Annotated in this window: 15 protein-coding genes; 11 read left to right on the top strand and 4 right to left on the bottom strand. The window is 69.5% G+C overall.

Translation table 11 applies throughout. The features are described 5' to 3' along the window. Window positions 1-18: 18 nt before the first annotated feature. Genes ACIQCZ_RS24730 through ACIQCZ_RS24710 form a run of 5 tightly spaced genes read left to right on the top strand, consistent with a single transcriptional unit; the run spans window position 19 to window position 8,093 of the window. Window positions 19-1,377 (top strand): ABC transporter substrate-binding protein, encoded by a 1,359-nt coding sequence (locus tag ACIQCZ_RS24730; RefSeq protein WP_402284859.1) that lies wholly within the window; start codon window positions 19-21, stop codon window positions 1,375-1,377. Between the two features lie 29 nt (window positions 1,378-1,406). Further along, a complete protein-coding gene (locus ACIQCZ_RS24725; protein WP_402284858.1) occupies window positions 1,407-2,306 on the top strand; it encodes a carbohydrate ABC transporter permease in 900 nt (299 codons plus the stop codon). After that, complete coding sequence (locus ACIQCZ_RS24720) at window positions 2,303-3,256, top strand: carbohydrate ABC transporter permease (RefSeq protein WP_402284857.1); 954 nt, start codon at window positions 2,303-2,305, stop codon at window positions 3,254-3,256. The genes ACIQCZ_RS24725 and ACIQCZ_RS24720 overlap by 4 nt, the downstream gene beginning before the upstream one ends. Continuing rightward, window positions 3,253-7,272 (top strand): hypothetical protein, encoded by a 4,020-nt coding sequence (locus tag ACIQCZ_RS24715; protein WP_402284856.1) that lies wholly within the window; start codon window positions 3,253-3,255, stop codon window positions 7,270-7,272. The genes ACIQCZ_RS24720 and ACIQCZ_RS24715 overlap by 4 nt, the downstream gene beginning before the upstream one ends. Next, a complete protein-coding gene (locus tag ACIQCZ_RS24710; RefSeq protein WP_402284855.1) occupies window positions 7,269-8,093 on the top strand; it encodes an NAD-dependent epimerase/dehydratase family protein in 825 nt (274 codons plus the stop codon). The genes ACIQCZ_RS24715 and ACIQCZ_RS24710 overlap by 4 nt, the downstream gene beginning before the upstream one ends. Window positions 8,094-8,334: 241 nt before the next feature. Here ACIQCZ_RS24710 and ACIQCZ_RS24705 read toward each other — a convergent pair whose 3' ends face one another. Together ACIQCZ_RS24705 and ACIQCZ_RS24700 are read right to left on the bottom strand one after the other, a co-directional pair. After that, on the bottom strand, window positions 8,335-9,192 hold the full coding sequence (locus tag ACIQCZ_RS24705) for an SMP-30/gluconolactonase/LRE family protein (protein WP_402284854.1): 858 nt from the start codon (window positions 9,190-9,192) through the stop codon (window positions 8,335-8,337). Window positions 9,193-9,233: 41 nt separating this feature from the next. Continuing rightward, a complete protein-coding gene (locus ACIQCZ_RS24700) occupies window positions 9,234-10,016 on the bottom strand; it encodes an SDR family NAD(P)-dependent oxidoreductase (protein WP_402284853.1) in 783 nt (260 codons plus the stop codon). Window positions 10,017-10,282: 266 nt separating this feature from the next. On the opposite strand from ACIQCZ_RS24700, the gene ACIQCZ_RS24695 reads away from it, so the two are divergent. Both ACIQCZ_RS24695 and ACIQCZ_RS24690 read left to right on the top strand, forming a co-directional pair. After that, window positions 10,283-12,355, top strand: a complete 2,073-nt coding sequence (locus ACIQCZ_RS24695) for a beta-galactosidase (protein WP_402284852.1) — start codon at window positions 10,283-10,285, stop codon at window positions 12,353-12,355. A gap of 273 nt (window positions 12,356-12,628) precedes the next feature. Continuing rightward, window positions 12,629-13,621 (top strand): LacI family DNA-binding transcriptional regulator, encoded by a 993-nt coding sequence (locus ACIQCZ_RS24690; RefSeq protein WP_402284851.1) that lies wholly within the window; start codon window positions 12,629-12,631, stop codon window positions 13,619-13,621. A 142-nt stretch (window positions 13,622-13,763) separates the two neighbouring features. On the opposite strand, the gene ACIQCZ_RS24685 is transcribed toward ACIQCZ_RS24690, so the two are convergent. Further along, window positions 13,764-14,840: a mannonate dehydratase gene (locus ACIQCZ_RS24685; RefSeq protein WP_402284850.1), complete on the bottom strand. Its 1,077-nt coding sequence runs from the start codon at window positions 14,838-14,840 to the stop codon at window positions 13,764-13,766. 142 nt (window positions 14,841-14,982) lie between these two features. Further along, entirely contained in the window at window positions 14,983-15,723 is a 741-nt protein-coding gene (locus ACIQCZ_RS24680; RefSeq protein ID WP_402284849.1) for a GntR family transcriptional regulator, read from the bottom strand. A gap of 622 nt (window positions 15,724-16,345) precedes the next feature. Between ACIQCZ_RS24680 and ACIQCZ_RS24675 the strand changes: the two genes are divergently transcribed. The 4 genes from ACIQCZ_RS24675 (at window position 16,346) to ACIQCZ_RS24660 (ending at window position 22,439) form a co-directional block, all read left to right on the top strand. After that, window positions 16,346-17,635 carry an ABC transporter substrate-binding protein gene (locus ACIQCZ_RS24675; RefSeq protein WP_402284848.1) on the top strand — a complete coding sequence of 430 codons (1,290 nt, stop codon included), beginning with the start codon at window positions 16,346-16,348 and terminating at the stop codon, window positions 17,633-17,635. Between the two features lie 72 nt (window positions 17,636-17,707). Then, window positions 17,708-18,610, top strand: a complete 903-nt coding sequence (locus tag ACIQCZ_RS24670) for a carbohydrate ABC transporter permease (RefSeq protein WP_402284847.1) — start codon at window positions 17,708-17,710, stop codon at window positions 18,608-18,610. Further along, window positions 18,610-19,530, top strand: coding sequence for a carbohydrate ABC transporter permease (locus ACIQCZ_RS24665; RefSeq protein WP_402284846.1), 921 nt, complete (start codon window positions 18,610-18,612; stop codon window positions 19,528-19,530). Before ACIQCZ_RS24670 ends, ACIQCZ_RS24665 begins: the two co-directional genes overlap by 1 nt. Before the next feature lie 26 nt (window positions 19,531-19,556). Continuing rightward, window positions 19,557-22,439, top strand: a complete 2,883-nt coding sequence (locus tag ACIQCZ_RS24660; RefSeq protein ID WP_402284845.1) for a fibronectin type III domain-containing protein — start codon at window positions 19,557-19,559, stop codon at window positions 22,437-22,439. Window positions 22,440-22,562: the final 123 nt, after the last annotated feature.

Below are 22,562 nucleotides of genomic sequence, written 5' to 3'. Positions count from 1 at the left end.
CCCGAAGGAGTCCGCCCCATGAGATCCCGTACACCCTTCACGATCCTCGCCGCGACCGTCTGCCTGGCCACGGTCCTCGGCGCCTGCACCACCCCGTCCTCCGGAAGCGGCGGCAGCGGCGCGAAGCAGAACGTCACGCTGACCGTCGCGCAGTGGACCAACCCCGGCGCGGTCGAGTTCACCAAGGAGCTCAACGCCAAGTTCGAGAAGGCCCACCCGGGGGTCACCGTCAAGCTGCAGACGGCCCCGAACGCCAACGGAGCCTGGCAGCAGCTGTGGAACAGCATGCTGCAGTCCAAGTCCCTCGACGTCCTCGCCCAGTTCCCCCCGACCCAGCAGGGCTACGCCCCCGGCTACACCAACCTCAAGCCCGGAGGGGCGGCCGCACTCATCACGTCCGGTCAACTGACCGACCTCAAGGACCAGCCGTTCATGAAGCAGTACGACCCGGAGGTCCAGGCCGCCGCGGTCGGATACAAGGGCGGCGTCTACGGCGTCATGGCCGCCGAGTACGTGGGTGCCGGTGCGATCTGGTACAAGAAGGACCTGCTCGCGAAGCACGGTCTGTCCGTTCCCACGACGTACCAGGAATTCCTGGACGCCTGCGAAAAGCTCAAGAAGGCCGGGATCACACCGATATTCGTGTCCGCGCAGAGCGGCATGCACGGCGGCGTGTGGCAGGGCATCGCGAATCAGATGATCATGAAGGGTCACCAGCCCTCGGAGTCCGTCAAGGTGTCCGAGGACCGGGCCACCGCATTCTGGAAGGGCACGCAGTCCTGGACCGACCCGGTCTACAAGGAGATCTCGAAGCGGCACACGGAGGTCCTGCAGTACATCGAGCCCAATGCCGCGGGTGTGTCCCAGCAGACCGCGCCCGGCGTCTGGGCCACGAAGGCCGACAACTACCCGTTCCTGCTCGACGGCTCCTGGGACGGGCTGACCATCCAGCAGGCCAACCCGAAGCTCAACCTCGGGTTCTTCGCCCTGCCGGGCACCGACGATCCGGCGGCCAACCGCGTCGCGTTCAAGCCGGACCTCACCTGGGTGGTCCCGACCACCGCTCCGCACAAGGACCTGGCGATGCAGTGGCTCGCGATGTTCTCCGAGCCCGACAACTACAAGAAGTGGCTGGAGAAGACCGGCTCCATCTCCACCCAGCCGGCGCTGCAGAACACCGGCCTGCCCTGGATGGACTGGCTGAACGGCCACATGAGTGACGCCTTCCCGCAGCTCACCAACCCGTGGATCCCGGCCGGGGCGCCCATCGAGGCGGGCGGTCCCGACCTGTACAAGATGAAGCCGATCGGCAGCGACAGCATCGACAGCCTCCTGTCCGCCTCGGCGTCGGCCTACCGCAAGTCGGTCGGCAAGTAACGAACGCACTCTCGGAAAGGAGGCTCGGCGTGGCACGCTGTCCCTTCGGAAACCAACGGACGCGGCGGTTCATCCCCTGGGCCAGCATCGCGATCCCGGGAGCCGGGTGGCTGCTGTTCGGGCTCTACCCGTCGCTTGCCACCATCGGATACTCGTTCACCCGGTACTCCGGGCTCCCGGGCACGCCTTTGAACGTCTGCGGTCTGTGCAACTACTCGGCGGCCTTCACATCGCTGTCGTCCGTGGTGGGGGACGCGGTGCGGGTCACGCTGACCTATGTGCTCGGTGTGACCGTGCTGCAGACCGTGACCGGTCTGGGCCTCGCCCTGCTGCTGAACCGGCCCGGACGCTCCTACACCCTCTACCGCGCCATCATCTTCATGCCGCAGATCTTCTCGGTCGCGGTGGTCGGCGCCATCTTCGCGCTCATGCTGGACCCCTACTCGGGCCCGGTGGAGAAGGTCATGCACGGCATCTTCGGCAACACCTCGGCGTTCCTCGGGTCGAGCTCGCTGGCCCTGCCCCTGGTGATACTGGTGAACGTGTGGATGTTCTCCGGCTACACGATGCTCATCTACATCGCCGGGCTGCGGAACATCCCACCGGCGGTCTACGAGGCGGCGGCCATGGACGGCGCCGGACGCCTGCGGGTGTTCCGGCACGTGACCTGGCCGCTGCTGGCCCCGGCCACCACGGTGACCGTGTTCCTCACGGCGATGGGGACGCTGGGCGAGTACGCGCTGATCATGGTCCTCACCGGCGGCAACTTCGGCACCAAGACCCTCGGGCTGTACATGTTCCAGTCAGCGTTCGGGGGCGACAGCCAACTCGGTTACGGCTCGATGCTCGCGATGCTGCAGTTCTTCCTGACCGTCGTGATCGGCGGCGGACTGCTGTTCACCCTGCGCCGACGGGAGATCTCGCTGTGAAGGCCTCTCCTGCTGTCCTGGACCGGACCGATCAGGGCCCTGTCCGAAGCAGTACGCCGCAGTCGAAGGCGCCACTGCCGTCCACGAAGGCGGCCAAGGCCGCCGGGGTGAACCTGCTCTGCTTCGCGATCGCCGCCGTGCTGTTCGCCCTGCCGCTGGTGTACATGCTGCTGCAGGCGTTCAAGACCTACACCGGGTTCCTCCAGAGCCCCACCGGGATGCCGGACCCGTGGACCACGGAGAGCTTCTCGACGGCGTGGAGCCAGGGCGACTTCGGACGGCAGATGATCAATAGCCTGATCTACGCGATCATCCCCGACACGGTCACACTGATCCTCGGGGTCTTCCTGGCCTTCCCCATCTCGCGCGGATACTTCAAGCGCTCCAATCTTCTGTACACGTTCTTCATCTTCTCCGGGTTCCTGCCCGGCGGCCTCATCCCGCTGTTCATCGAGGCACGATCGCTCCACCTGTACAACAGCATGGCCGGATACCTGATCCTGACCAGCCTGTCCGGTGCGGGGTTCTTCTTCTTCGTCGGGTACATCAAGGGCATCCCGCGCGAGATCGACGAGGCCGCCGCGCTGGACGGCTGCGGCTACGTCCGCTTCATCTTCACGATCATCATGCCGCAGATGAAGCCGGCCCTGGCCACCTTCGCCATCTTCGGCTTCGTCCACGCCTGGAACAACCTCATCCTGCCGCTGGTCATGTTGTCCGACGCGGCACTGTGGCCGGTCACCCGCGGGCTGTACTCGTTCTTCGGCGAGTACACGCAGAACTGGCCGCTCATCGCCGCCGGCACGTTCATCGTGGCCGCACCCATCCTGCTCCTGTTCGTGCTGCTCCAGCGCCACCTCGTCGAAGGCGTCGCCGGCGGTGCGGCGTTCGGCACGCAGGGCGTCACCACAGCGCCCGCCGCCCAGGCCGCGGAGGGGGACGGATCATGACCGGCCCGATCACCTCCTGGACCGCGGACGGCGACCGGGTGCGGTTCCGGCTCGCCGATCCGCTGTGCCACCCGGATTTCGCCTGGCCCAGGACCCTGCTGCACCATCCGGTGCGCTGGGCCGCCCCGTCGCTGCGCGCCGAACAGCTCCGGCTGGTCGACGGGACGGGGCGGTCGGTGCCCTTTCAGCTCTCGCAGGTGAACGAGGTGGACGGCCACCTGACATACGCCGTCGTCTGCTTCTTCGCCGACCTGCCGTCCGGTGCGACACGCGAATTCACCCTGTGCGCCGACCCGTCGGTGCCGACGGCCCATGTCCCGCGACCGGTGCGGATCACCGAGTACGGCGCGTCCACCGTCGTGGACAGCGGAGCGCTCCGGATCCGGCTGCCCTCCTCGGGCCGGTTCGCCTCCGACGCAGTGCCGGGCCCCGTTCTCCAACTCGACCGAGGGCGCGGCTGGGTGGGAAGGTCCACCGTGCGCTGCGGCACCGAACAGCTCGAACACCTGGAAGTACGGCTCGTGGAAGCCGGTCCGCTGTTCGCCACCCACGAACTCCGCTACCACTTCACCGGCGGAGCCTCCTACACGGCGACCGTCGGCTGCTTCCAGGGCTGCGACTTCGTCGACGTGGCGGAGGAGATGACGGCGTTCGACTCCGCGACGACGGTATGGGAACTGAGCTGGGACGGCGTGACACCGACCCACCGCTTCTCGTCCACCTGGCCGTTCTCCCAGTCCCCCGACGACCACGCCGACCCGGAATCACCGCACTTCTATCACTGGCTCGGCATCGACGAGCCGATCGTGCTCGGCGACAGCGGGGAGGACCCGTCGTTCTCCGGCCCCGGTGGCAGAGAGAGACCGGACACCGACTTCGCCTTCACTGTCGGCCCCTACGCCCCGAGCCACGCGTGGAACGTCCGCCCGCACGCCACGTTCTGGGACGCCGGGGGAGGCGATGCGATGGGCGTCTTCCTCCGCGACCACGCCCGGTGGGACGACCGCGTCTACGCGTCCTGGGCCTCCGCGGACCACCTCCAACTCCGGTTTCGCCACGACGGCGTGCTCCACTGGACCTGGCCCCTGCGCTCCGGGACCCGCCGGACGGCGATCGCCTTCTACGACCACGAACACGACCTCGAAGTTCTGCGCGACCAGAAGGGCACGCAGTACCCGTCCTCGTACGTGCGCCACCTCCACCACTGGCAGGGCACGCTCAGCCTGGATCGCGTCAAGGACTGGAGTCTGACCTACTCGGGAAGGCGACCCACCCCGCTGTGCTCCGAAGGCGAACTGGTCTCGCCCGACGACCTCGCCGCCGCGCTCTTCACCGGCGCGGAGGGCCCGAGTCTCATCGCCCACGGGGTCAACGAACACCCCGGCTACCTCAACATCGGTCAACGCCCCCTCTACGACCGGCTGCTCGACGGCTACGACCGCCTCGCCGACCGGCTCGAAGCGACGGACCGCGAACGAGCCGACGCGCTGCTGTTGTTGACCGCCCATGTCTCCGCCGGCGAGGAGATCGGCCCGCTGAGGCGGATGATCGCGGGCCACCCGAACTTCCTCGCCGACGGAAAGTCGGCGCTCGCCTGCCTCGCCTGGCTGTTCCCCGACCACGAGGCAGCGCCGGAGTGGCTCGACCAGTTCGAGAAGTTCGTCGAACTGGCCGGCGTCTTCCACACCAGACCGGCGCTCCCGGCCCACGGGTCCCGGGCCGGCCGCTGGACCGAGAGCCTGGCCACCTACGTCTGGGCCTTCCTCCGCCCGGTCACCCAGGGCAACTTCCTGGGCCGCCTGACCGACGGCCGTAACCGCCTCGCCACACCGGAGTTCGCGGCCGTCGGCGAATGGCTGGTGAACGCCCTGACCTCCCCGGTCGAGACCGGCCCCGGCGGCGAACTCCGTCGCCTGCACCCCGCACAGGGAGCCCACGCCTTCTGGCCCCGGCGCCCGCCCGTCGAGATGCGGCTCCTCGGCGAGGCCCTGCGCCGCTACCGTCCACTCGTCGCGGAGCATCTGCTGTGGGGGTGCGACGAGTTCGCCCACCGGCTCGACAGCCCGCCCGGCGCGCCCGACCCGTGGCGGGTCACGGTGCGGTCCACAGGCGACCGGGGAACCAATCCGCGGCTCAAGAGCTCGAAGTACACCGGATACGGCGTCACGCTGCGCGCCGATGTCGACCGGCCCGGCGAGGTCGCGGTCTTCCTCCAACAGGTGGACCGCGGCCCCAACTACCGCTGGGGGATACCCGACGACAACGGCAGCGGGCACATCTACTACTACGCCGCAGGGCACTCCTACAGCGGCCACGGCCCCGAGGACGCCGGGGACCGCAGGGCCCCCGATGCCACCTTCGCCACTTCCTGCGCGGTCTGGAAGGACGGCGCGTACCGCTCGATCGGCCAGAACACCCTGGACCGGCCGCTCCACGACCTGGACTGCGCGCAGTACGCGGAGATCGTCTCCGACCCGGACGGCCCGGTGGGCGGCCTCTATCTGAGTCGCAGCGTCCTGCTCGTCGGCAGCGACTACCTCGTCACCTACGACGCGTTCGCCGCGGGCCAGCGCATGGTGTGGACATGGTCCGCGCTGACCGAGGCCACCGGCCACGACGCCAACAGCTTCCCGCACCTCGCCGAGCGGATGCCGTTCATCCACGTGGTCCGCGGCGTGCGTACGGACGGAGCTCTCGACGGCGCCTTCGTGACCGACGTCTCCCGGGGCGTGCGCCTGGAGGGAAGGGCCGACGGCGCGAACGGCAACACGCTGGCCGTCGTGAGCCACCGCGACGACCTGGAAGTGGCCCCCGCGTGCTCGACCCCTTGGGGCACCCGGATCCGGACCCCGCACAGCCTGGACTTCGTGTTCCGGCACGAGGCGTCCGTGCACTACGAGCCGACGACGATCGACTTCGCCGAGCAGGGGCTGCGCTTCTCGGGGACGGCAGGGACCATCCGGCTCTTCGACGACGGCCTGCGGCAACTGACCCTCTTCCACGGAAGCGCCGTGGGAACCTCCGAGCTCGTCCTGACCACCGAGGACGACGAACTCGGCATCGGCCTCGGCTACCGGGACCCCGCCGAGGTCCGAGGCGTCTACCACGCCCCGTCGGACAGTGCGGTGAGCCTGCACGTGCCCGGCGGCCTCGACGCGGCGGCCCACTTCCACATCGACGGCGAGCCGGCACATCTCCTCACCGTGTCGCAGGAAACCATCACCGTCGCCCTGCCCCGAGGCCGCCACCACTGGGAGTTGACGGGCAGTCAGCCGGAACCTCCGCCCTCGCAGGTCGTACGGACCGAGACCGTCAACGACGGCGCGCTCGTGCACTTCTCCGCGGCAGCCGCCGCGGACCGCTACACCGTCCAGCTCAGCTCCGACGGCGGGCACACGTGGGCGACGGCCGCGGAGACCGAGCGAAGTCCCGTCCACCTGACGGGTCTTGCCGAGGGCGAGAAACGTCACGTCCGCGTCATCGCCCGGAACAGTCGGCGACAGGCCGTTCCGGGCGCCGACTATCCCGTTCACCCGAGCCGCCTGGCGCCCGAACCGCCGGACGGGCTCGGACTCCGGCTCGGCGACGGCGTGGTCACCGCCACGTGGGGCGAGGTGCTGGGGGCCGGCGGGTACCGGCTCTACCGGCGCCGCAAGGGCGAGACCATCTATCACGAGATCTTCGCCGGGTTCGGGTTCCGGTACGTCGATCACGCGCCCGGGGTCGTCCCCGGACGCGACGATCCGGACGGGGCCCGCCCGGCGGACGTGACCGTGTACGAGTACGCCGTCGCGGCCGAGAACGGCAACGGCGTCGGTCCGAGGTCGGCGGCGGTGGACACGGAACCAGGAAGTTGGCGGCACTGGAGTCCACCGACGGATCTCGTCTTCCGCCGACAGCACACCTACAACCAGCCGCCCTACGTGCCCGCGTCCGCGACCCCGCGCCCCTACGGCCACCAGGTTCCGGCCCCAAGAACGCCTGCCGTCGACCCCCGGGCCGGGGAGGCGCCGTGACCGGGCAGCGGATCCTGGTCACCGGTGCCGCGGGCCGCATCGGCCGTGAGCTGCGTCCGCGCCTGGCCCGCGAAGGCCGGACCCTGCGCCTCCTGGACGTCGCGGAGACCGGACCCGCCGGACCGGAGGAGGACGTGGAGACCGTCCGGGCGTCCTTCACCGACCAGGACGCGATCGACGCGGCCTGCCAGGACGTCGACGCGGTGGTCCACCTGGGCGGACTGGCGGGGGAGACGTCATGGGAGCGGATCGCCGACATCAACATCGACGGCACCCGACGGGTCCTCGAAGCCGCACGGAGGCAGGGCGTTCGCCGCGTGGTGCTCGCGTCGAGCATTCACGCCGCGGGGTTCCACACCCGGGACGACGCGGTCGACGGCGTCCTGCCCGCCGCCGTGGCGCCGCGCCCGGACACCTACTACGGCGTCAGCAAGGCCGCGATCGAGGCGCTGGGCAGTCTCTACCACTCCCGGTTCGCCATGGACGTCACCTGTCTGCGCATCGGCGCGTTCCGGCCGCTCCCGCTCGCCCCCGAGGACCTGGCCGCCTGGTTGTCGCCGGGCGACGCGGCCCGGCTCGTCGAGGCGTGCCTACGGGCCGAGCCCACCGCGTTCCGCGTCCTGTGGGGCATCTCCCGCAACACTCGGCGATGGTGGTCGCTGGAGGAGGCGGAGGCCATCGGGTACCGCCCCGAGGACGACGCGGAACACCATCTGGCGTCGATCCTCGGCTCCGGGACCTTCGGCCCGACGGACCTCGATCCCGCCGGTCCTCGCAACTTCCGCGTCGGCGCCGGCTTCTGCGCGATGCCGCTCGGCTGACGACCGGAGGGCCCGGCCGATCGAGGCCGGGCCCCGTGCGGGGCAGGCAACGTTGTCCCGGATGGGGTGAGTCAGGTACGCCCGGGTGACGGGAGGACTCGGGCGATCTCTTCGACAGGTCCGGCGGTGGAAGTGCCGGGCCCTGGCGCTCCGCGACCGCGTCCGGCCGTCGAGCGGGGACCGTGCCTGTGCGGTCGTCGGTCACGCCGCACCCCGGCCCTGTTCGGCCGGGCCGATCCACTCATCCGGCGAAGGTGGCCGAAGGCAGGCCGACGGCGCCGCCCGTCTCCTCGACGACGAAGACGGACCCCGCCGGGTCGTCGCCCGGGAGTTCGAGACCCTCCCGGGCCGAGGTGACGTACAGCGCGTCGAGGCGGGGTCCGCCGAACGTGCAGGAGGACGGCTGGCGCACGGGCAGCGGTACCTCGCCGAGCAGGTCGCCGTCGGGGGAGATCCGGGCCACGCGCGCGCCGCCCCACACCGCGACCCACAGACACCCGCTCGCATCGACGGTGAGCCCGTCCGGCATGCCCGTGCGTGCGGGAAGCCGGAAGAGCGTGCGCCGACGGGCTATCCACGGGTCTTCGTCAGTGGTGTCGAAGGCGTAGATCTCGCCCGCGATCGAGTCGGCGAGGTAGAAGGTGCGGCCATCGGGGCTCCAGCCGAGTCCGTTGGGCAGAGCGAGCCCTTCGAGGACCACCCGGCTCGTCCAGTCGGGCAGCAGGACGTGCAGTGCGCCGCGCCCCGGCCGGAAGTCCATCGCCGTGCTGCCGGCCCAGAACCGCCCGTGCCGGTCGCACTTCGCGTCGTTCATGCGCTCGTCGTCGGACAGGAACGTGCGCCGGGCGGTCGTCGAACCGTCGGCTTCGACGCTCGCGAATCCCTCGGCCGTCGCCACCACGAAGCCTCCGCCGCGTCGGGGCACCGCGGCGCCGACCTGTGTCGGCAGCCGAAGACTGGTGGTCCGGCCGGTGACCGGGTCGCTGGTGTGGATGTGCCCGGCGGGGATGTCCACCCAGTGCAGGCGCCGGAGCCCGGCGTCCCAGACCGGTCCCTCACCCACCCTGGCTCTGCCGGGGATCGCGATCCTGGCCGTCATCGGGAGTCCTCCGTCGTCGCCTGCGGTCGGGATGTCCGTCATCAACCGGGAAGCACCACGGCCGCGTTGGCGAGCAGCCCGCCGTCGACGGGCAGCGAGACGCCGGTGATGAAGCTCGCTCGGTCCCCGGCCAGGAAGGCGATCGCCTCGGCGACCTCGTCCGGTCGTGCCACCCGGCCGAGCGGATGCATCCGTCCCCAGGACTCGACCAGTTCCTGCGTGCCCCGGTCACTGCCGTCGGAGAAGGCGCGGGCGGAGGCGCGCAGCATCGGGGTGTCCACCGACGCGGGACAGACCGCGTTGGCCCTGATCCCGTTCTGCGCCTCGTCGATGGCGATCGACCGGGTGAGCGCGTTGAGCGCCCCTTTGCTGGTGGTGTAGGCGGCGACGGCGGTCTGGGTGACGAAGGCCTGCACGGAGGAGACGATCACGATCGAGCCCGCCCCACGGGCACGCAGGTGCGGGAGCGCGTGCTTGACGGCGTGGAAGGCGCCGGTCACGTTGACCGCGAGGACCTCGTTCCACTCGTCGGCACCGGTCTCCGCCGCGACGCCGTAGCGCTGGATCCCTGCTGCGGCGACGAGGATGTCGAGCCCGCCGTGTGCCGCCGCGACCCGGGTGACGAGTCGAGCGGTGGCGGCCTCGTCGGTGACGTCCACCTCGATGCGCTCGACACCGGGAGGCAGTTCCTCGTGCGCGCCCTTGGGCGGGATGCCGGCCGCCACGACCGTCGCCCCGCGCGCGGCGAGCAGCCGGGCCGTCGCGCCTCCGATGCCGCTGAATCCGCCGGTGACAATGGCGACCTTGCCATCGAACTCCGCCACGTTCCGCTCCCTCGATGTGGTCCTGGGCCTCAAGCCTGGCCGAGCCCCGCCGTCGAAATGATCCAGGGGCAGCTGCGACGGGCGGTTCCGGTCGACGACCACCGCACGGACGGCCGGGTGAACTGCGTTCCGGCGACGTCCACTTCACTCTAAACAACGTTGTCTCAGCCCGCTAGTCTGTGGCCGTTCCGCACTCCGGCGCACTTTCGGGCGGTGCTCCTCGGCCGCGCCCGGCTGTCGCTCGATGCCGTGTCGGAGTCCTTCGCGTGGACGCTCGTTCGTCGGGCGGTGAGGAGAAGAAGCTCGTGACGACAGAGTGGATCAGATGGCCGGCCAACGTCATTGCCCGGTTCGGCGGTGAACCCGTCGCGTTCGGAGGTGACTACAACCCCGAACAGTGGGACGAGAGCGTGTGGCCCGAGGACGTCCGGCTGATGCGTGAGGCCGGAGTCAATCTGGTCACCGTGGGTGTCTTCGCCTGGTCGACGTTGCAGCCGGAGCCCGGCCGATGGAACTTCGGCTGGCTGGATCGGCTGCTCGACCAGTTGCACGGGGGCGACATCGCCGTCGATCTCGCCACGGCCACCGCATCGCCCCCGCCGTGGCTCACCACGCGGTTTCCCGAGGTGCTGCCCGTCGACCGGCAGGGGCGGACGATGGCGCAGGGCGGACGTCAGGCCTGGTCGCCGTCGTCGCGGATCTACCGCGAGCACTCGCTCGCGCTGGTGGAGAAGATGGCGGAGCGCTACGGCGAACACCCGGCACTCGCGCTGTGGCACGTCTCCAACGAACTCGGCGGCCACAACTCCCGGTGTTACGGCGAAGCGAGCGCCGTGGCCTTCCGGAGCTGGCTGAGGGTCCGCTACGGAGACTCGCTCGACGAGCTGAACGCCGCGTGGACGACCAGCGCGTGGAGCCAGACGTACTCGGCGTGGGAGGAGATCCAGCCGCCACGGCTGACATTCACCGACTCGAACCCGACGCAGGTGCTGGACTTCGACCGGTTCAGCTCCGACCAGCTGCGGGCACAGTTGCGGGCCGAGACGGCCGTCCTACGGCGGGTCACGCCCGACGTGCCGGTCACCACGAACCTGGTGCTCTTCGATGCCGGGAAGAACATGAACTACAGCTCGTGGACCGACGATGTGGATCTCATCGCCAGCGATCACTACCTGAGACCGACGTCCGACGCCCACGCAGAGCTGTCCTTCTCGGCAGACCGGGCCCGTGGACTGTCCCGGGGGAGGCCGTGGCTGCTGATGGAGACGGCCACCGGCGCCACGAGCTGGCGCCCGGTCAACCCCGCGAAGCGTCCGGGACAGCTCCGGCGGGACGTGCTGGCCCACCTCGCCCGCGGATCCGACGGCATCTGCTTCTTCCAGTGGCGGGCCGCGCGTGCGGGCGCCGAGCGGTTCCATTCCGCGATGCTCCCGCACGCCGGGTCCGACAGCAGGAAGTTCCGGGAAGTGAAGGCGCTCGGAGCGGAGCTGGCACGCTGTGCCGAGGTGCTCGGCAGCCAGGTGGCGGCGGACTGCGCGCTGCTGTTCTGCGAGGAGTCGTGGTGGGCGGCCGACCGCGAGTCGCATCCGCACAACGGTCTGTCGTACATGGAGTCCGCCCTCGGGTGGTACCGGACTCTGCGGGACGCGGGCGTCACCGTCGACATCGTTCCTCCGTCGGCCGAACTGTCGGACTACCGACTGATCGTCGTGCCCATGCTCTACCTGGTCCGTGACGAGGACGTGGCCGCGCTCACCGCTGCCGTGCACGCGGGGGCGACCGTGCTCGTCACCTACTTCTCGGGCATCGTCGATCCGCTCGACCGGGTGCGGCCCGGCGGCTATCCCGGAGCGTTCCGCGACCTGCTCGGCGTGCGCGTGGAGGAGTTCGCGCCGCTGGTGGACGGGGACTTGGTCGACATCGACGGGGTCACGGGACCGGTACGGGCCGCCACCTGGAGCGAGGAGATCGATCTCACCGACGCGGAGGCGGTCTGCTGGTACGAGGGCGGCGACTTCGCCGGCGCACCGGCGATCACCCGCGCGCCCCGGGGCGAGGGGGAAGCCTGGTACGTGGGCGTGGAGCTGGACGACGACGCGCGTGTGTCTCTGGTGGGGCGGCTCGTGAAACGGCTTGCGGGGACGGCGGTTTCGGCCGGAAGCGGCGTCGAGGCCGTGACGCGCCGTTCGGCCGGTCATGACTACGTCTTCCTCATCAACCACGGCGACGCCGACACGACCGTACCCGGCGGGGGGACCGACCTGCTGGACGGATCGGTGCACGAGGACGGGGTCATGGTGCCGGCGGGCGGGGTGCGGGTCCTCAGACGGGCCCGGTGAACGCATCGGGCGTACCGGTCGTACGGTGCGCCCGGCTCGCTCGACGCACGGGCGGTCCTGGCCGTACGGCGGGCTCGTCGAGCGCGCCGGGCCGGACCGGCCGGGCGCTTGCCGCTCGTCGAGCCCACCCGCCCGGCCGGTCGAGCCGCCCGGCCTCGCCGACCCCAGGGTCTTTCCTCCGGATCCTGCCGGGCCTGATCCGGAGGAAGGACCCCAGTACGATCGACCGCCAACTGCCGTCGGCTGGAGAGAGCAGTGCCGCGCATTCCCACCATGAACGATGTCGCCCGCGAAGCACGCGTCAGCCTGAAGACCGTCTCGCGTCACGTCAACGGGGCCACGAACATCGATCCCGAACTCGCGGCCCGGATCAGCGCGGCGATCGTGAAGCTGGGCTACCGCCGCAACCTCTCGGCGGCGAGCATCCGGCCCGGCCGGACGAGCAGGACCATCGGCCTGGTGATCAGCGATCTCGCCAACCCCTACTACTCAACGCTCGCCGGCGCCGTGGAGAGCGTGGCGGATGCCGCGGGCTACCTCGTCACGATCGCGAGTTCCAACGAGGAGGGCCCGCGGCACGATCGCCTGGTGGACCGGCTCATGGAGCAGCGGGTGGACGGCTTGATCGTCGTACCGCCGCAGCACCCGGCCCGTGACTGGTCCGAGGTCGCGTCGCCCATCCCGCCACTGGTCTTTCTCGACCGGCCGACGCCGTACGAGGCCGCCGACACGGTTCTCGCCGACAACGGGGGCGGGGCCCGCGAGGCGACCTCGGCGCTCTGCCGCGCCGGTGCGCGGCGCATCGCCTATGTCGGCGATTCGCCCGGCATCCACACCATGCGAGAACGGCACGCCGGATATGCTGCGGCGCTCGCCGGGGCCGGGATCCGGGTGGCGGAGTCGCTCGTCATCACCACGGCCCACACCAGGGAGCAGGCGCGGCGGGCGGTGGGCGCTCTGCTGCGCGACGGCTCGGCCGACGCCGTCTTCGCGGCCAACAACCGTGCGACGATCGGTGCGTTGCTCGCGTTCCGGCAAGCCGGTCGGCGACTGCCGCTGATCGGCTTCGACGACTTCGAGACGGCGCTGCTGGGCAGCCCTCCGGTGTCGGTGGTGAGTCAGGACATCGAGCTGATGGGGCGGACGGCCGCCGAGTTGATGATCGCCCGGCTCAACGGGGACAGTTCGGAGTTCGTCACCCGGGTGTTCCCCACTCGGCTCGTTCTCAGGGGATCCGAGAAGCCGGATCCGGAAGAAGGCCGGTAGGCGAGCGGTCCGCCGGGGCGACCGCGAGTCGGGCGGCCACCGGGGGAGCGGCCGCCCGCGGCACGGAAGCCCGGCGCAGGGGCGTGTCTCATCCGCGGTCCGACCGGGCGAACCCCGGTCGGACCGGGCGGACCTCACAGGGTCACGCCGACGGCCGGCCGTTCGCCGGAACCGCGCGTGGTCCGGCCGACTCGTCGAGCGACAGGCCGTTCAGGACACCTTGCAGATATCCGATCGCGTGTGCCCGGCCCCGGCTGCAGTACGCCTCCGACGAAGTGTCGCCCCAGGTGTCCAAGTCACCGACCATGGCCGGAACATGATCGTCGATCAGGAAGCCGTCGAATCCCGAGGCCTCGAGCCGACGGATCACCCGTGCCGGGTCGAAGTTGCCCTCGCCGAGGAAGCATTCACGAAAGCGCGGCACCGTGCCGCGGACGTCCCGGAAGTGGACGTAGCAGATGGCCGGCCCCAGCAGGTCGATGACCTCGTTGACGCTCTGCTCGCCGGCCATCTCCGACACGGTGCCGAGGCAGAGGTTCAGCCCCCATGACGGGCTGCCACCGGCTTGGGCACGGGCCCGTCCGATGGCATCCGGGGAGGTGAAGATGCGGGCGATGCCCCCGAGCGGCTGTGGTGTGGGCGGATCGTCCGGATGGAGGGCGAGCCGCACACCGACCTCCTCCGCGACGGGCAGTACGGCGTCCAGGAAGTACTGGTGGTTCGCCCACATCGTCTCGGCGCTGATCGGCTCGTCCAAAGTCCGGTCGGGAGTCAGCCGGTAGCCGGCGAGCGCGTTGCCCGCCGGGACGTCGGCCAGGTCGAAGGCGGTGACCTTGGCTCCGCCGCGGCCCTTCGCCGCCATGTCCGTGCGCCATACGTAGGTGGCGAGGAAGTTGTAGCCGAGTATGTCGACCCCGACCGCAGCGAGGTTGCGGATGGTCTTCTGATAGTTCTCGATCTGCTCGTCGCGGCCGGGCAGACCGCGCTGGATCTTCCAGAAATGGGCGAGGGGGACGTTCTCGATGCCGTCGATCGCCAGTCCGTCGGCGTCGCAGCGGTCCCGAAGGTTCCGCAGCTCCGTCAGGCTCCAGAAGCCGTCGGCTCCCGGCAGCAGATCCGGCGTGTGGAACTGGACGCCGGTGAGGCCCAGTTGGTGGGCGAAGGTCGCGACCCGGTCGTCGTAGGTGTCGATGTGCCCGAGGGAGAGCCGTATGGTCATGCCTGCCCGCCCCGATGCCTGCCGAGTCCGTCCGTGTTCTCGAAGTCCATGACGTCGCCTTCCTTCAGGTAGGGGAGGGCCGGAGCACGCCGAGCGCGTGGGCGTGCCGTGATGGCGGTCCGGCCGTGTGTCCCGATCGATGTCAATCGGTGAAGTAGTCCGGGTACTCGAGGCGCAGCGCGGGGCCGCGTTCCAGGGCGCGCCGGGCGTGCCGGCTGATCAGGGCGCGGCCCGCGGGCAGATCGGCGTTCTCCAGCGCGTCCACGATCAGCCGGTGCTCGTCGATCAGTTCGCGCATCGCGGCGGAGTCCGGCAGGGAGAGCCGGCGAAGCCGGTCCAGTTGCAGCTTCATCCGCTGCACCGCCTGCCACGCCCCCGGATAGCCGCTGAGCGAGAAGATCTCGCAGTGCAGCGCCTCGTCGGCGAGGAAGAACGCGTCGTAGTCCTCGGCACGGCAGCTGCTCTCCTGCTGTTCGAGCAGTTCACGCAGCACGGTGACGTCCACTGTCGGGTCGGCGCAGGCCACTTCGAAGGCCGAGACCTCCAGGCTCTCGCGGACGAAGCGCGCCTCTTCGACGTCACGCAGGCTGATCAGGCCGACCCGTGTGCCGACCTGTGGCACGACCCGCACGAGCCCCGCGTCGACGAGCCGTGCGAGAGCCTCGCGCACAGGGGTGCGGCTGACGTGGAGTTGTCCGGCCAGTTCGGTCTCCGACAGGGATGCTCCGGGGGCGAGCCGGAGTTCGCGGATCGCGGCGATCAACTCCTCGTGGACGCGGTCGGACGTCCGGGTCCGCGCCCCGCCCCGGGTGATCGGGGCCAGTCCCGTATCGCGCCCGGCCAACGCCCGTTCAGGGATGCTCGATTGTTGAGGGAGATTCACGAAATGATCGTTGCACGCCGTATGCTTGTATGCAAGTATCCCCATCATCGACCCACTCGTCGGGGAAGGGAAACACCGTGTGCGCCGACGCGCGAGACCCGTCACCGTAGGATCCTGCGCCAGATACTTCGCTGTCCGGCGAAGATGACGGCAGGTTCCGGGCCCGCCGCCCGTACGGGAGACAGCGCCACGGCCGCGACCGCGGGTGGGCCCGGTGTCCCTGCCCCGTCGGCGACCGGAGATGAACCTCTTCGGGAGCGGCTTCGGCCGAGCTGCCGGAACACGCGTGGACGACCGCAGTTCCGGTACACCCGTACAGCGCGCGCGAACTCCTTGCGCGCCCAAGTCCGTTGCCCGCACCACCGGCATCGGACCCCAAGCCGTCATCCGGCCCCCCGCGGACGACCCGTCCGCGCCCGGCCATGTGCCGGTACGTCCACCGTGCCCCTCCCGGCGGGCTTCACAGCCACCCGCAGGCACGGGACCGGCGTACTCGACGCAGGCCGGAACGTCCCGCAGGACCAGCCAGGCACACCCCTGGCCGTCCGCGAGGACAGCATCGATCCACTCAGTGAAACGAACAGCGCTGTACAGAGCCGAAAATTGAGAGGACGTCATGGTCATGCGCAAGGCGAGACTCGCTGCGGCGGCCATCATCACCGCCACCGGCATCATGCTTTCGGGGTGCGGCGGAGGCAGTACCGAAGCAAGCACCGGCGGACCGGCCGAAATCACCTTCTGGGGGTGGGCGCAGGGCTACGAGAAGTCCGTCGAGCTGTGGAACAAGTCGCACCCCGACATCCACGTGAAGTACGAGGCGATAACCGACGGCGGCGCGGGCGGCTACGACAAGATGCTCACTGCCGCGAAGGCGGGCAAGGCCCCCTGTCTGGCACAGGTCGGCTACGAGACCTTCTCGAGCTTCCTCGCCGCCGGTGTCCTGCAGGACGTCAGCGGCTACGTGAAACCGCAGAAGGACGAGTTCGCCGACTGGGTGTGGGGCAACGTCGGCGTCGAGGGCAAGGCCTACGGCGTGCCGGTCGACACCGCACCGATGGCGATGTTCTACCGTGCCGACCTCTTCAAGAAGGCCCACATCGAAGTCCCCAAAACCTGGGACGAGTTCACCACCGCCGCGGCTGCGGTGAAGGCCGCCGACCCGTCGTCGCGCATCATGAACCTTCCCACCGACCCCTACCTGTACGCCGGATTCGCCTGGCAGGGCGGTGCCCCCTGGTTCGGCACCGAGAACGACGCCTGGTCCGTCTCCCTCGACAGTCCGGCGAACGGCAAGGTCGCCGACTACTGGCAGGGACTCTTCGACAAGGACCTCGTCACCTCCCATCCCGCCTTCGACGCCGCGCTGTACTCGGCGTGGAGCAAGGGGAAGGTCTGGGCGGAGGTCGGTCCGGTCTGGTCCGCCTCCCTCATCCGGGACAACGCCGCCGGCTCCGCGGGCAAGTGGGACGTCGCGCCCATGCCGCGGTGGGGCACACAGGACGCCGTCGGCAACTCGGGCGGCTCGGCCACGGCTGTGATGAAGGACTGCGCGAGGCCGAAGGAGGCCACCGAGTTCGCCCTGTGGATGTCGACCGACTCCGGTTCGGTGTCGAACCTGATCGGCTCCGCGGCCATCCTTCCCGCCTCCAAGTCCGGGCTCGCCAACAAGGCACTGGACGCCCCCCAGAGCTACTACGGCGGCCGCCCCGTCTACCAGCTGTTCCGTCAGGAGGCGGCCAAGGTGAACGCCGACTGGCAGTGGGGCCCGGTCATGTCCACCACGGCCACGATGCTCGGTGACGGGCTCGGCAAGGTGCACACCAAGAAGGGCACCTTCCAGGACGCCCTGAACAGCGCCCAGAAGGGCACGGTCTCCGCACTGCGGTCCCAGGGATTCTCCGTGAGCAAGTAGCCCCGCGCGGGGGCCGCGCCGACGCGGCCCCCGCTGGATCCGCAAACCCGCCACCCCACGGAAGACGTGACCATGCCCTCCTCGACGATCCGGCGACGCCGACTGCGCGAACTCCGGCGAGCCGCGCCCTTCGTCCTGCCGTTCCTCCTGCTCTTCGTCATCGTCTACCTGGTACCCACCGGGTACTCCGTGGTCCAGAGCTTCTTCGCCGAAAAACGCTCCGGCCTCGGCCTGTCCGGAGCCGAGTCCGTCTTCGCGGGCTTCGGCAACTACATCCGGGTCTTCCATGACGCGGACTTCGTCTCGTCCCTGGGCCGGGTGGCATTCGTCGGTGTCATTCAGGTGCCCGTCATGCTCGCCATCGCACTCTTCCTCGCCCTGCTCATCGATTCGTCCGCCACGAAGGGGCGCCGATTCTTCCGGATCGCCTACTTCATCCCCTACGGGCTGCCCGGCGTGATCGCCGGTCTGGTGTGGTCCTTCCTGTACGCGCCCTCGCTGAGCCCCATCACCGGATACCTCGGATCGATGGGCGTCCACTTCAGCTTCGTCACCGACGGTGCCCTGCCCTTCTCGATCGCCAACATCCTGACGTGGGCATGGACCGGCTACAACACCATCCTGCTCTTCGCGGCCCTGCAGGCGGTGCCCGAGGAGACCATGGAGGCCGCCGCGCTCGACGGCTGCTCCGGCTGGAAGGCCGCGCTGCTCATCAAGGTGCCGCAGATCCGACCGGCCCTGCTGCTCACTCTCGTCTTCTCCATCATCGGCACGTTCCAGCTGTACAACGAGCCGGCCACCATGAAATCCGTGGCGCCGAACCTGTCGTCCACCTACACACCGATCATGGCCGCGTTGCGGTCGCTGTCGGCCAACGACTTCAACTACGCCGCCGCGCAGTCCGTGGTACTCGGCGCGCTGATCTGCGTGCTGTCCGTCCTTGTCTTCCGCGCATCGGCCAGGAGCGTCGACTGATGACCGCCACTCTGCAATCGCCCACCCGAACCGCGCCCGTGGCCCGGGAACCGAGGCCACGGCGCTCCCGGGCAGGGGCCCTCACGACGGTCAACCCGGCATCGCGCCTCTTCGTGCTGGGTGTCATGACCCTCTTCGCCGTCTACTTCCTGCTCCCGGTGTGGTGGCTGGTCGTCTCCGCCACCAAGGGCACCGGAGAGATCTTCTCCGGCAACGGCTTCTGGTTCGGCAGGCACTTCGCACTCTTCGACAACGTCCGGACCCTGTTCGAGACCCAGGGCGGCATCTACGCGCGCTGGCTGCTCAACTCGCTGCTGTACGCGGTCGGCGGCGGGATCGTCTCCACGATCCTGGCGTCCATGTGCGGTTACGCGCTCGCCAAGTTCCCGTTCCCGGGGCGCGAGGCCGTCTTCGGCACGGTACTCGCAGCCGTGCTGCTGCCCGCACCCGTGCTCGCCATCCCGCTCTACCTCGTTTTCAGTTACACGGGGACCATCAACACCTTCTGGGCCGTGTTCATCCCGAGCATCGTCAGCCCCTTCGGTGTGTACCTCAGCCGGATCTACGCAGCGTCCTCGATACCGGACGCACTGATCGAGTCCGGGCGCATCGACGGAGCCGGCGAGCTGCGCATCTTCGCGATGTGCGCGCGGCTCATGGCTCCCGCGATGGTCACGATCTTCCTGTTCCAGTTCGTCGCGATCTGGACGAACTTCCTCCTGCCCTCGCTCATGCTCGCCGACACCTCGCTCCAGCCGGTGACAGTGGGCCTCGTCGGCTGGCGTGAGCTCCAGGGCTATCCCGTCAGCTACACCACCGTCGTCACGGGCGCGCTGGTGTCCGTCGTGCCCGTCGTCGCCATGTTCGTGTCGCTGCAGTCGTTCTGGAGCAAGGGCCTCGTCACGGGGGCCGTCAAGTAGCCCCATCCACCCCGAAAGGATGATCCATGAACATCCTGACGCGAAGAGCGGCAGCCGTGTGTGTTGCTCTTCTTCTGGCGGTACCAGGCACCACCGCCGTAGCAGCCGACGATCCGCCGACGAACCTGCTCGCCGCGGACCTGGACACCGGATTCGACAGCGGCAAGAGCCCGCTGACCACGTCCAGCCCGACATCGGGGGGCACTCAGAAGATCGTGCAGGTCGACGGCGACAACGCCCTCGAACTCCGCGACGCCTCCCAGGGCACCAACCTGTCCAGCTACTTCTACCACCGGTGGTCCGCAGGCGCGCTGAAGGACCGTATCAACGCCGTCTACGGCGAGCCGGTCGGCAGCCCCGCCCGGCAGTTCGTCCTCCAGTACGACCTGGCGCGGAGCGCGGCCAGTGACAAGCCCGTCGCCAAGGACATCTACGCGCAGATCCAGTTCGGCAACTTCGACAACAACCTCGTGCCGCGGTTTCCGGTGCCCGCGGTGAGCGTCACCACCACCCCCGCGTACACCGGCACCTCCGGCCACCTGTCGCGGGTCGACGAAACCGCCCTCCCCGCGTACCGCTTCACGATCGTGCCCAACGGCGGGCAGCGGCTCATCTCCACGGTGGAGCTGGGCTTTTCGGTGCGCGTCGACACCGGCGGCACCGACGAGGCGATCACCGTCGACAACCTCGGCGTCTACGAGGTGGCCGGGGGCGTCACCGACACGGAGCCCCCCTCCGTCCCGACCCGGCTGGCCGCCGGCGTGACGTCCGGCAGTGTCTCGCTCAGCTGGACCGCCTCGACCGACAACCTCGGTGTGACCGGGTACGACGTCTTCCGCGACGGCTACCAGGTCGCCTCCGTCAGCGGCACCACCACCTCGGCCGTCGTCACCGGCCTGATGCCCGCCACGCGTTACGACTTCACGGTGCGGGCCAGGGACGCGAGCGGCAACATCAGCGCGCTGAGCGCGCCGCTCAGGACATCGACCGGGCCGTACGTGCCCGAGTCGCCCGCCCCCTACCCCGGCACCCAGGAGTCCCGGACGCAGTGGCTGTGGAACAAGACGAAGGCGATGAAGGAGGAGAGCGGGGCCGTCAACGTGGCCCAGTACACCGCGCAACTCGCCGACCACGAGAACGTGACGACGAACCTCTCCAAGCTCGACGCCCAGTTCCAGAGCTACGACTACGAGCAGTACAAGACCGTGGCGAAGATGTACTCCTACCTCATGGTCGGAGACCAGTTCAGCCCGGACATGCTGGCGCACGTGCGCAGCTACTTCGCCTCGTACGGCTACGGGAAGCTCTCGCAGACCGAGAACCTGCGGATGAGCAACTACGTCACCGGATACCTCGTCGGCCAGTACTTCCCCGACCTCGCCGACCTCAACGGCAACTCCGGAGCACAGCTGAAGGCCGCCAACAAGGCGAACGTCCTCGAGATGGTGAACGCGGGCGTGCGCAGCGGATGGGCGGAGTACCAGAGCCCCGAGTACACCTTCATGACGTACTTCTGCCTCAACGCCCTGTACCAGTGGGCCGACGACGCCGAACTGCGCCAGCAGGTGAGGATGGCGATGGACGTGATGTGGTTCGAGTGGGCGAACGACTGGATCGACGGCTACATGATCTCGTCGGAGAGCCGCGCCAAGGGCGACCTGGCCTCCGTCAACGATCCGACCTGGCGGCCCGCTGACCACTCGACGCTCGCCTGGACGTACTTCGGCGCCCACCGCGCACAGCAGGGGGTCGGCGAATCGGACAACCCGGCTCCCTCGGCGTACCGTCCGAACCTGGAGTACGCCGGTCTCGTGGCCTGGTCGGGGACGAAGTACACGCCGCCCCCGGCGGCGGTGGAGATCGGCCGGAAGACCGACAAGTCCTACACCGCGCACAAGGCCAATCTCCAGAACTCCAGTGGTCACGCGATGGACATCTACCGCACCAGCTACGTCCGTCCCACCTGGGGCCTCGGCACCGAGGTCCATTACCGTCGCGTCGACAACTGGATCGAGGATCTGCCGGTCGTGCTCCGCTGGCACTCCGATGCCGCGAATCCGTTGTTCCGGCTGTCGGTCGACCAGGGCAACGCCTCGATCGGCTCCTATGACCAGCCTGCCAACCAGCGGGTGATGCAGGACGGTCCCGCGGCGGTCGGCGTCTACAAGTCGTCGGGAGACCAGACCTCGAACTACATCAACGCGCTGTTTCCCACCAACGGTTCGATTCGGGAACGGCGTGAGGTCGACGGATGGACGATCGCCGACACGGGGCCGATGTACTTCGCGTACAGGCTGGCGAAGCCCGGAACCTGGTACCACCAGACACCGAACGACCCCGCGAACAAGGTGAAGAAGACAGCCCAGACCCATCCGACGGCCACCCTCAGCTACAGCTATGACATTCTGCGCAGCCAGGCCGACAGCAACGGCTGGGTGCTGGAATCGGCGGACGCGTCCGAGTACGCCGACCTCAACGCGTTCGCTCAGGCTCTCACCACCTCCACCAGCCTGGACGTGAGCCATGTCGACGAGGCGAATCCGCGGCTCGTGTACCACAGCCTGAGCGGGGACGACCTGGACATCACCTTCGACTCCGCGTCGGCGGCGCCCGGCGCCACCCATCTCGTGAACGGCTCACCCGTCGACTACGACGCGTTCAAGCTGTTCGACACCCCGTGGCTGCAGCAGGACAAGCGGGGCTCGACGTTCACCGCCTCGATCGGTGGCGGATCCGTCGTCTACGACTTCGACCACTGGACCGTGACCGCCGTGGACCGCAAGGACCAGGACCGACGCGGCCGCCCCCGGTCCGACGACGCTTCGCGGGCGGAGCACGGATCCGGGCCGTGTCCGCAGGGTCACGGGAGCCGGAGCTGCACACAGGCGAGGGGAAGCACGGCTCGGTAGTGGACGGCTCGTCGTCGTGGGGGGGGGGGGCGCCCCCCCCGGCGGGGGCCCCCCCCCCCCCCCCCCCCGGGCCGGGGCCGGGCGGTGGTGACGCGCCCGCGGGGCGGCCGGGGGGGCGCCGCC

It is taken from the genome of Streptomyces sp. NPDC093149 (genome assembly GCF_044754145.1).
Taxonomy (GTDB): domain Bacteria; phylum Actinomycetota; class Actinomycetes; order Streptomycetales; family Streptomycetaceae; genus Streptomyces.
Note: the sequence above shows the minus strand (reverse complement) of the source record. Positions and strands in the feature narration are given on the sequence as shown.

What these genes read in the sequence shown, in the direction of transcription:
- ACIQCZ_RS24730 (WP_402284859.1), top strand. Translation starts at nt 19, where the DNA reads ATGAGATCCCGTACACCCTTCACGATCCTCGCCGCGACCGTCTGCCTG.
- ACIQCZ_RS24665 (WP_402284846.1), top strand. Translation starts at nt 18,610, where the DNA reads ATGACCGCCACTCTGCAATCGCCCACCCGAACCGCGCCCGTGGCCCGG.
- ACIQCZ_RS24685 (WP_402284850.1), bottom strand. Translation starts at nt 14,840, where the DNA reads ATGACCATACGGCTCTCCCTCGGGCACATCGACACCTACGACGACCGG.
- ACIQCZ_RS24675 (WP_402284848.1), top strand. Translation starts at nt 16,346, where the DNA reads ATGCGCAAGGCGAGACTCGCTGCGGCGGCCATCATCACCGCCACCGGC.
- ACIQCZ_RS24670 (WP_402284847.1), top strand. Translation starts at nt 17,708, where the DNA reads ATGCCCTCCTCGACGATCCGGCGACGCCGACTGCGCGAACTCCGGCGA.
- ACIQCZ_RS24660 (WP_402284845.1), top strand. Translation starts at nt 19,557, where the DNA reads ATGAACATCCTGACGCGAAGAGCGGCAGCCGTGTGTGTTGCTCTTCTT.
- ACIQCZ_RS24690 (WP_402284851.1), top strand. Translation starts at nt 12,629, where the DNA reads ATGAACGATGTCGCCCGCGAAGCACGCGTCAGCCTGAAGACCGTCTCG.
- ACIQCZ_RS24705 (WP_402284854.1), bottom strand. Translation starts at nt 9,192, where the DNA reads ATGACGGCCAGGATCGCGATCCCCGGCAGAGCCAGGGTGGGTGAGGGA.
- ACIQCZ_RS24715 (WP_402284856.1), top strand. Translation starts at nt 3,253, where the DNA reads ATGACCGGCCCGATCACCTCCTGGACCGCGGACGGCGACCGGGTGCGG.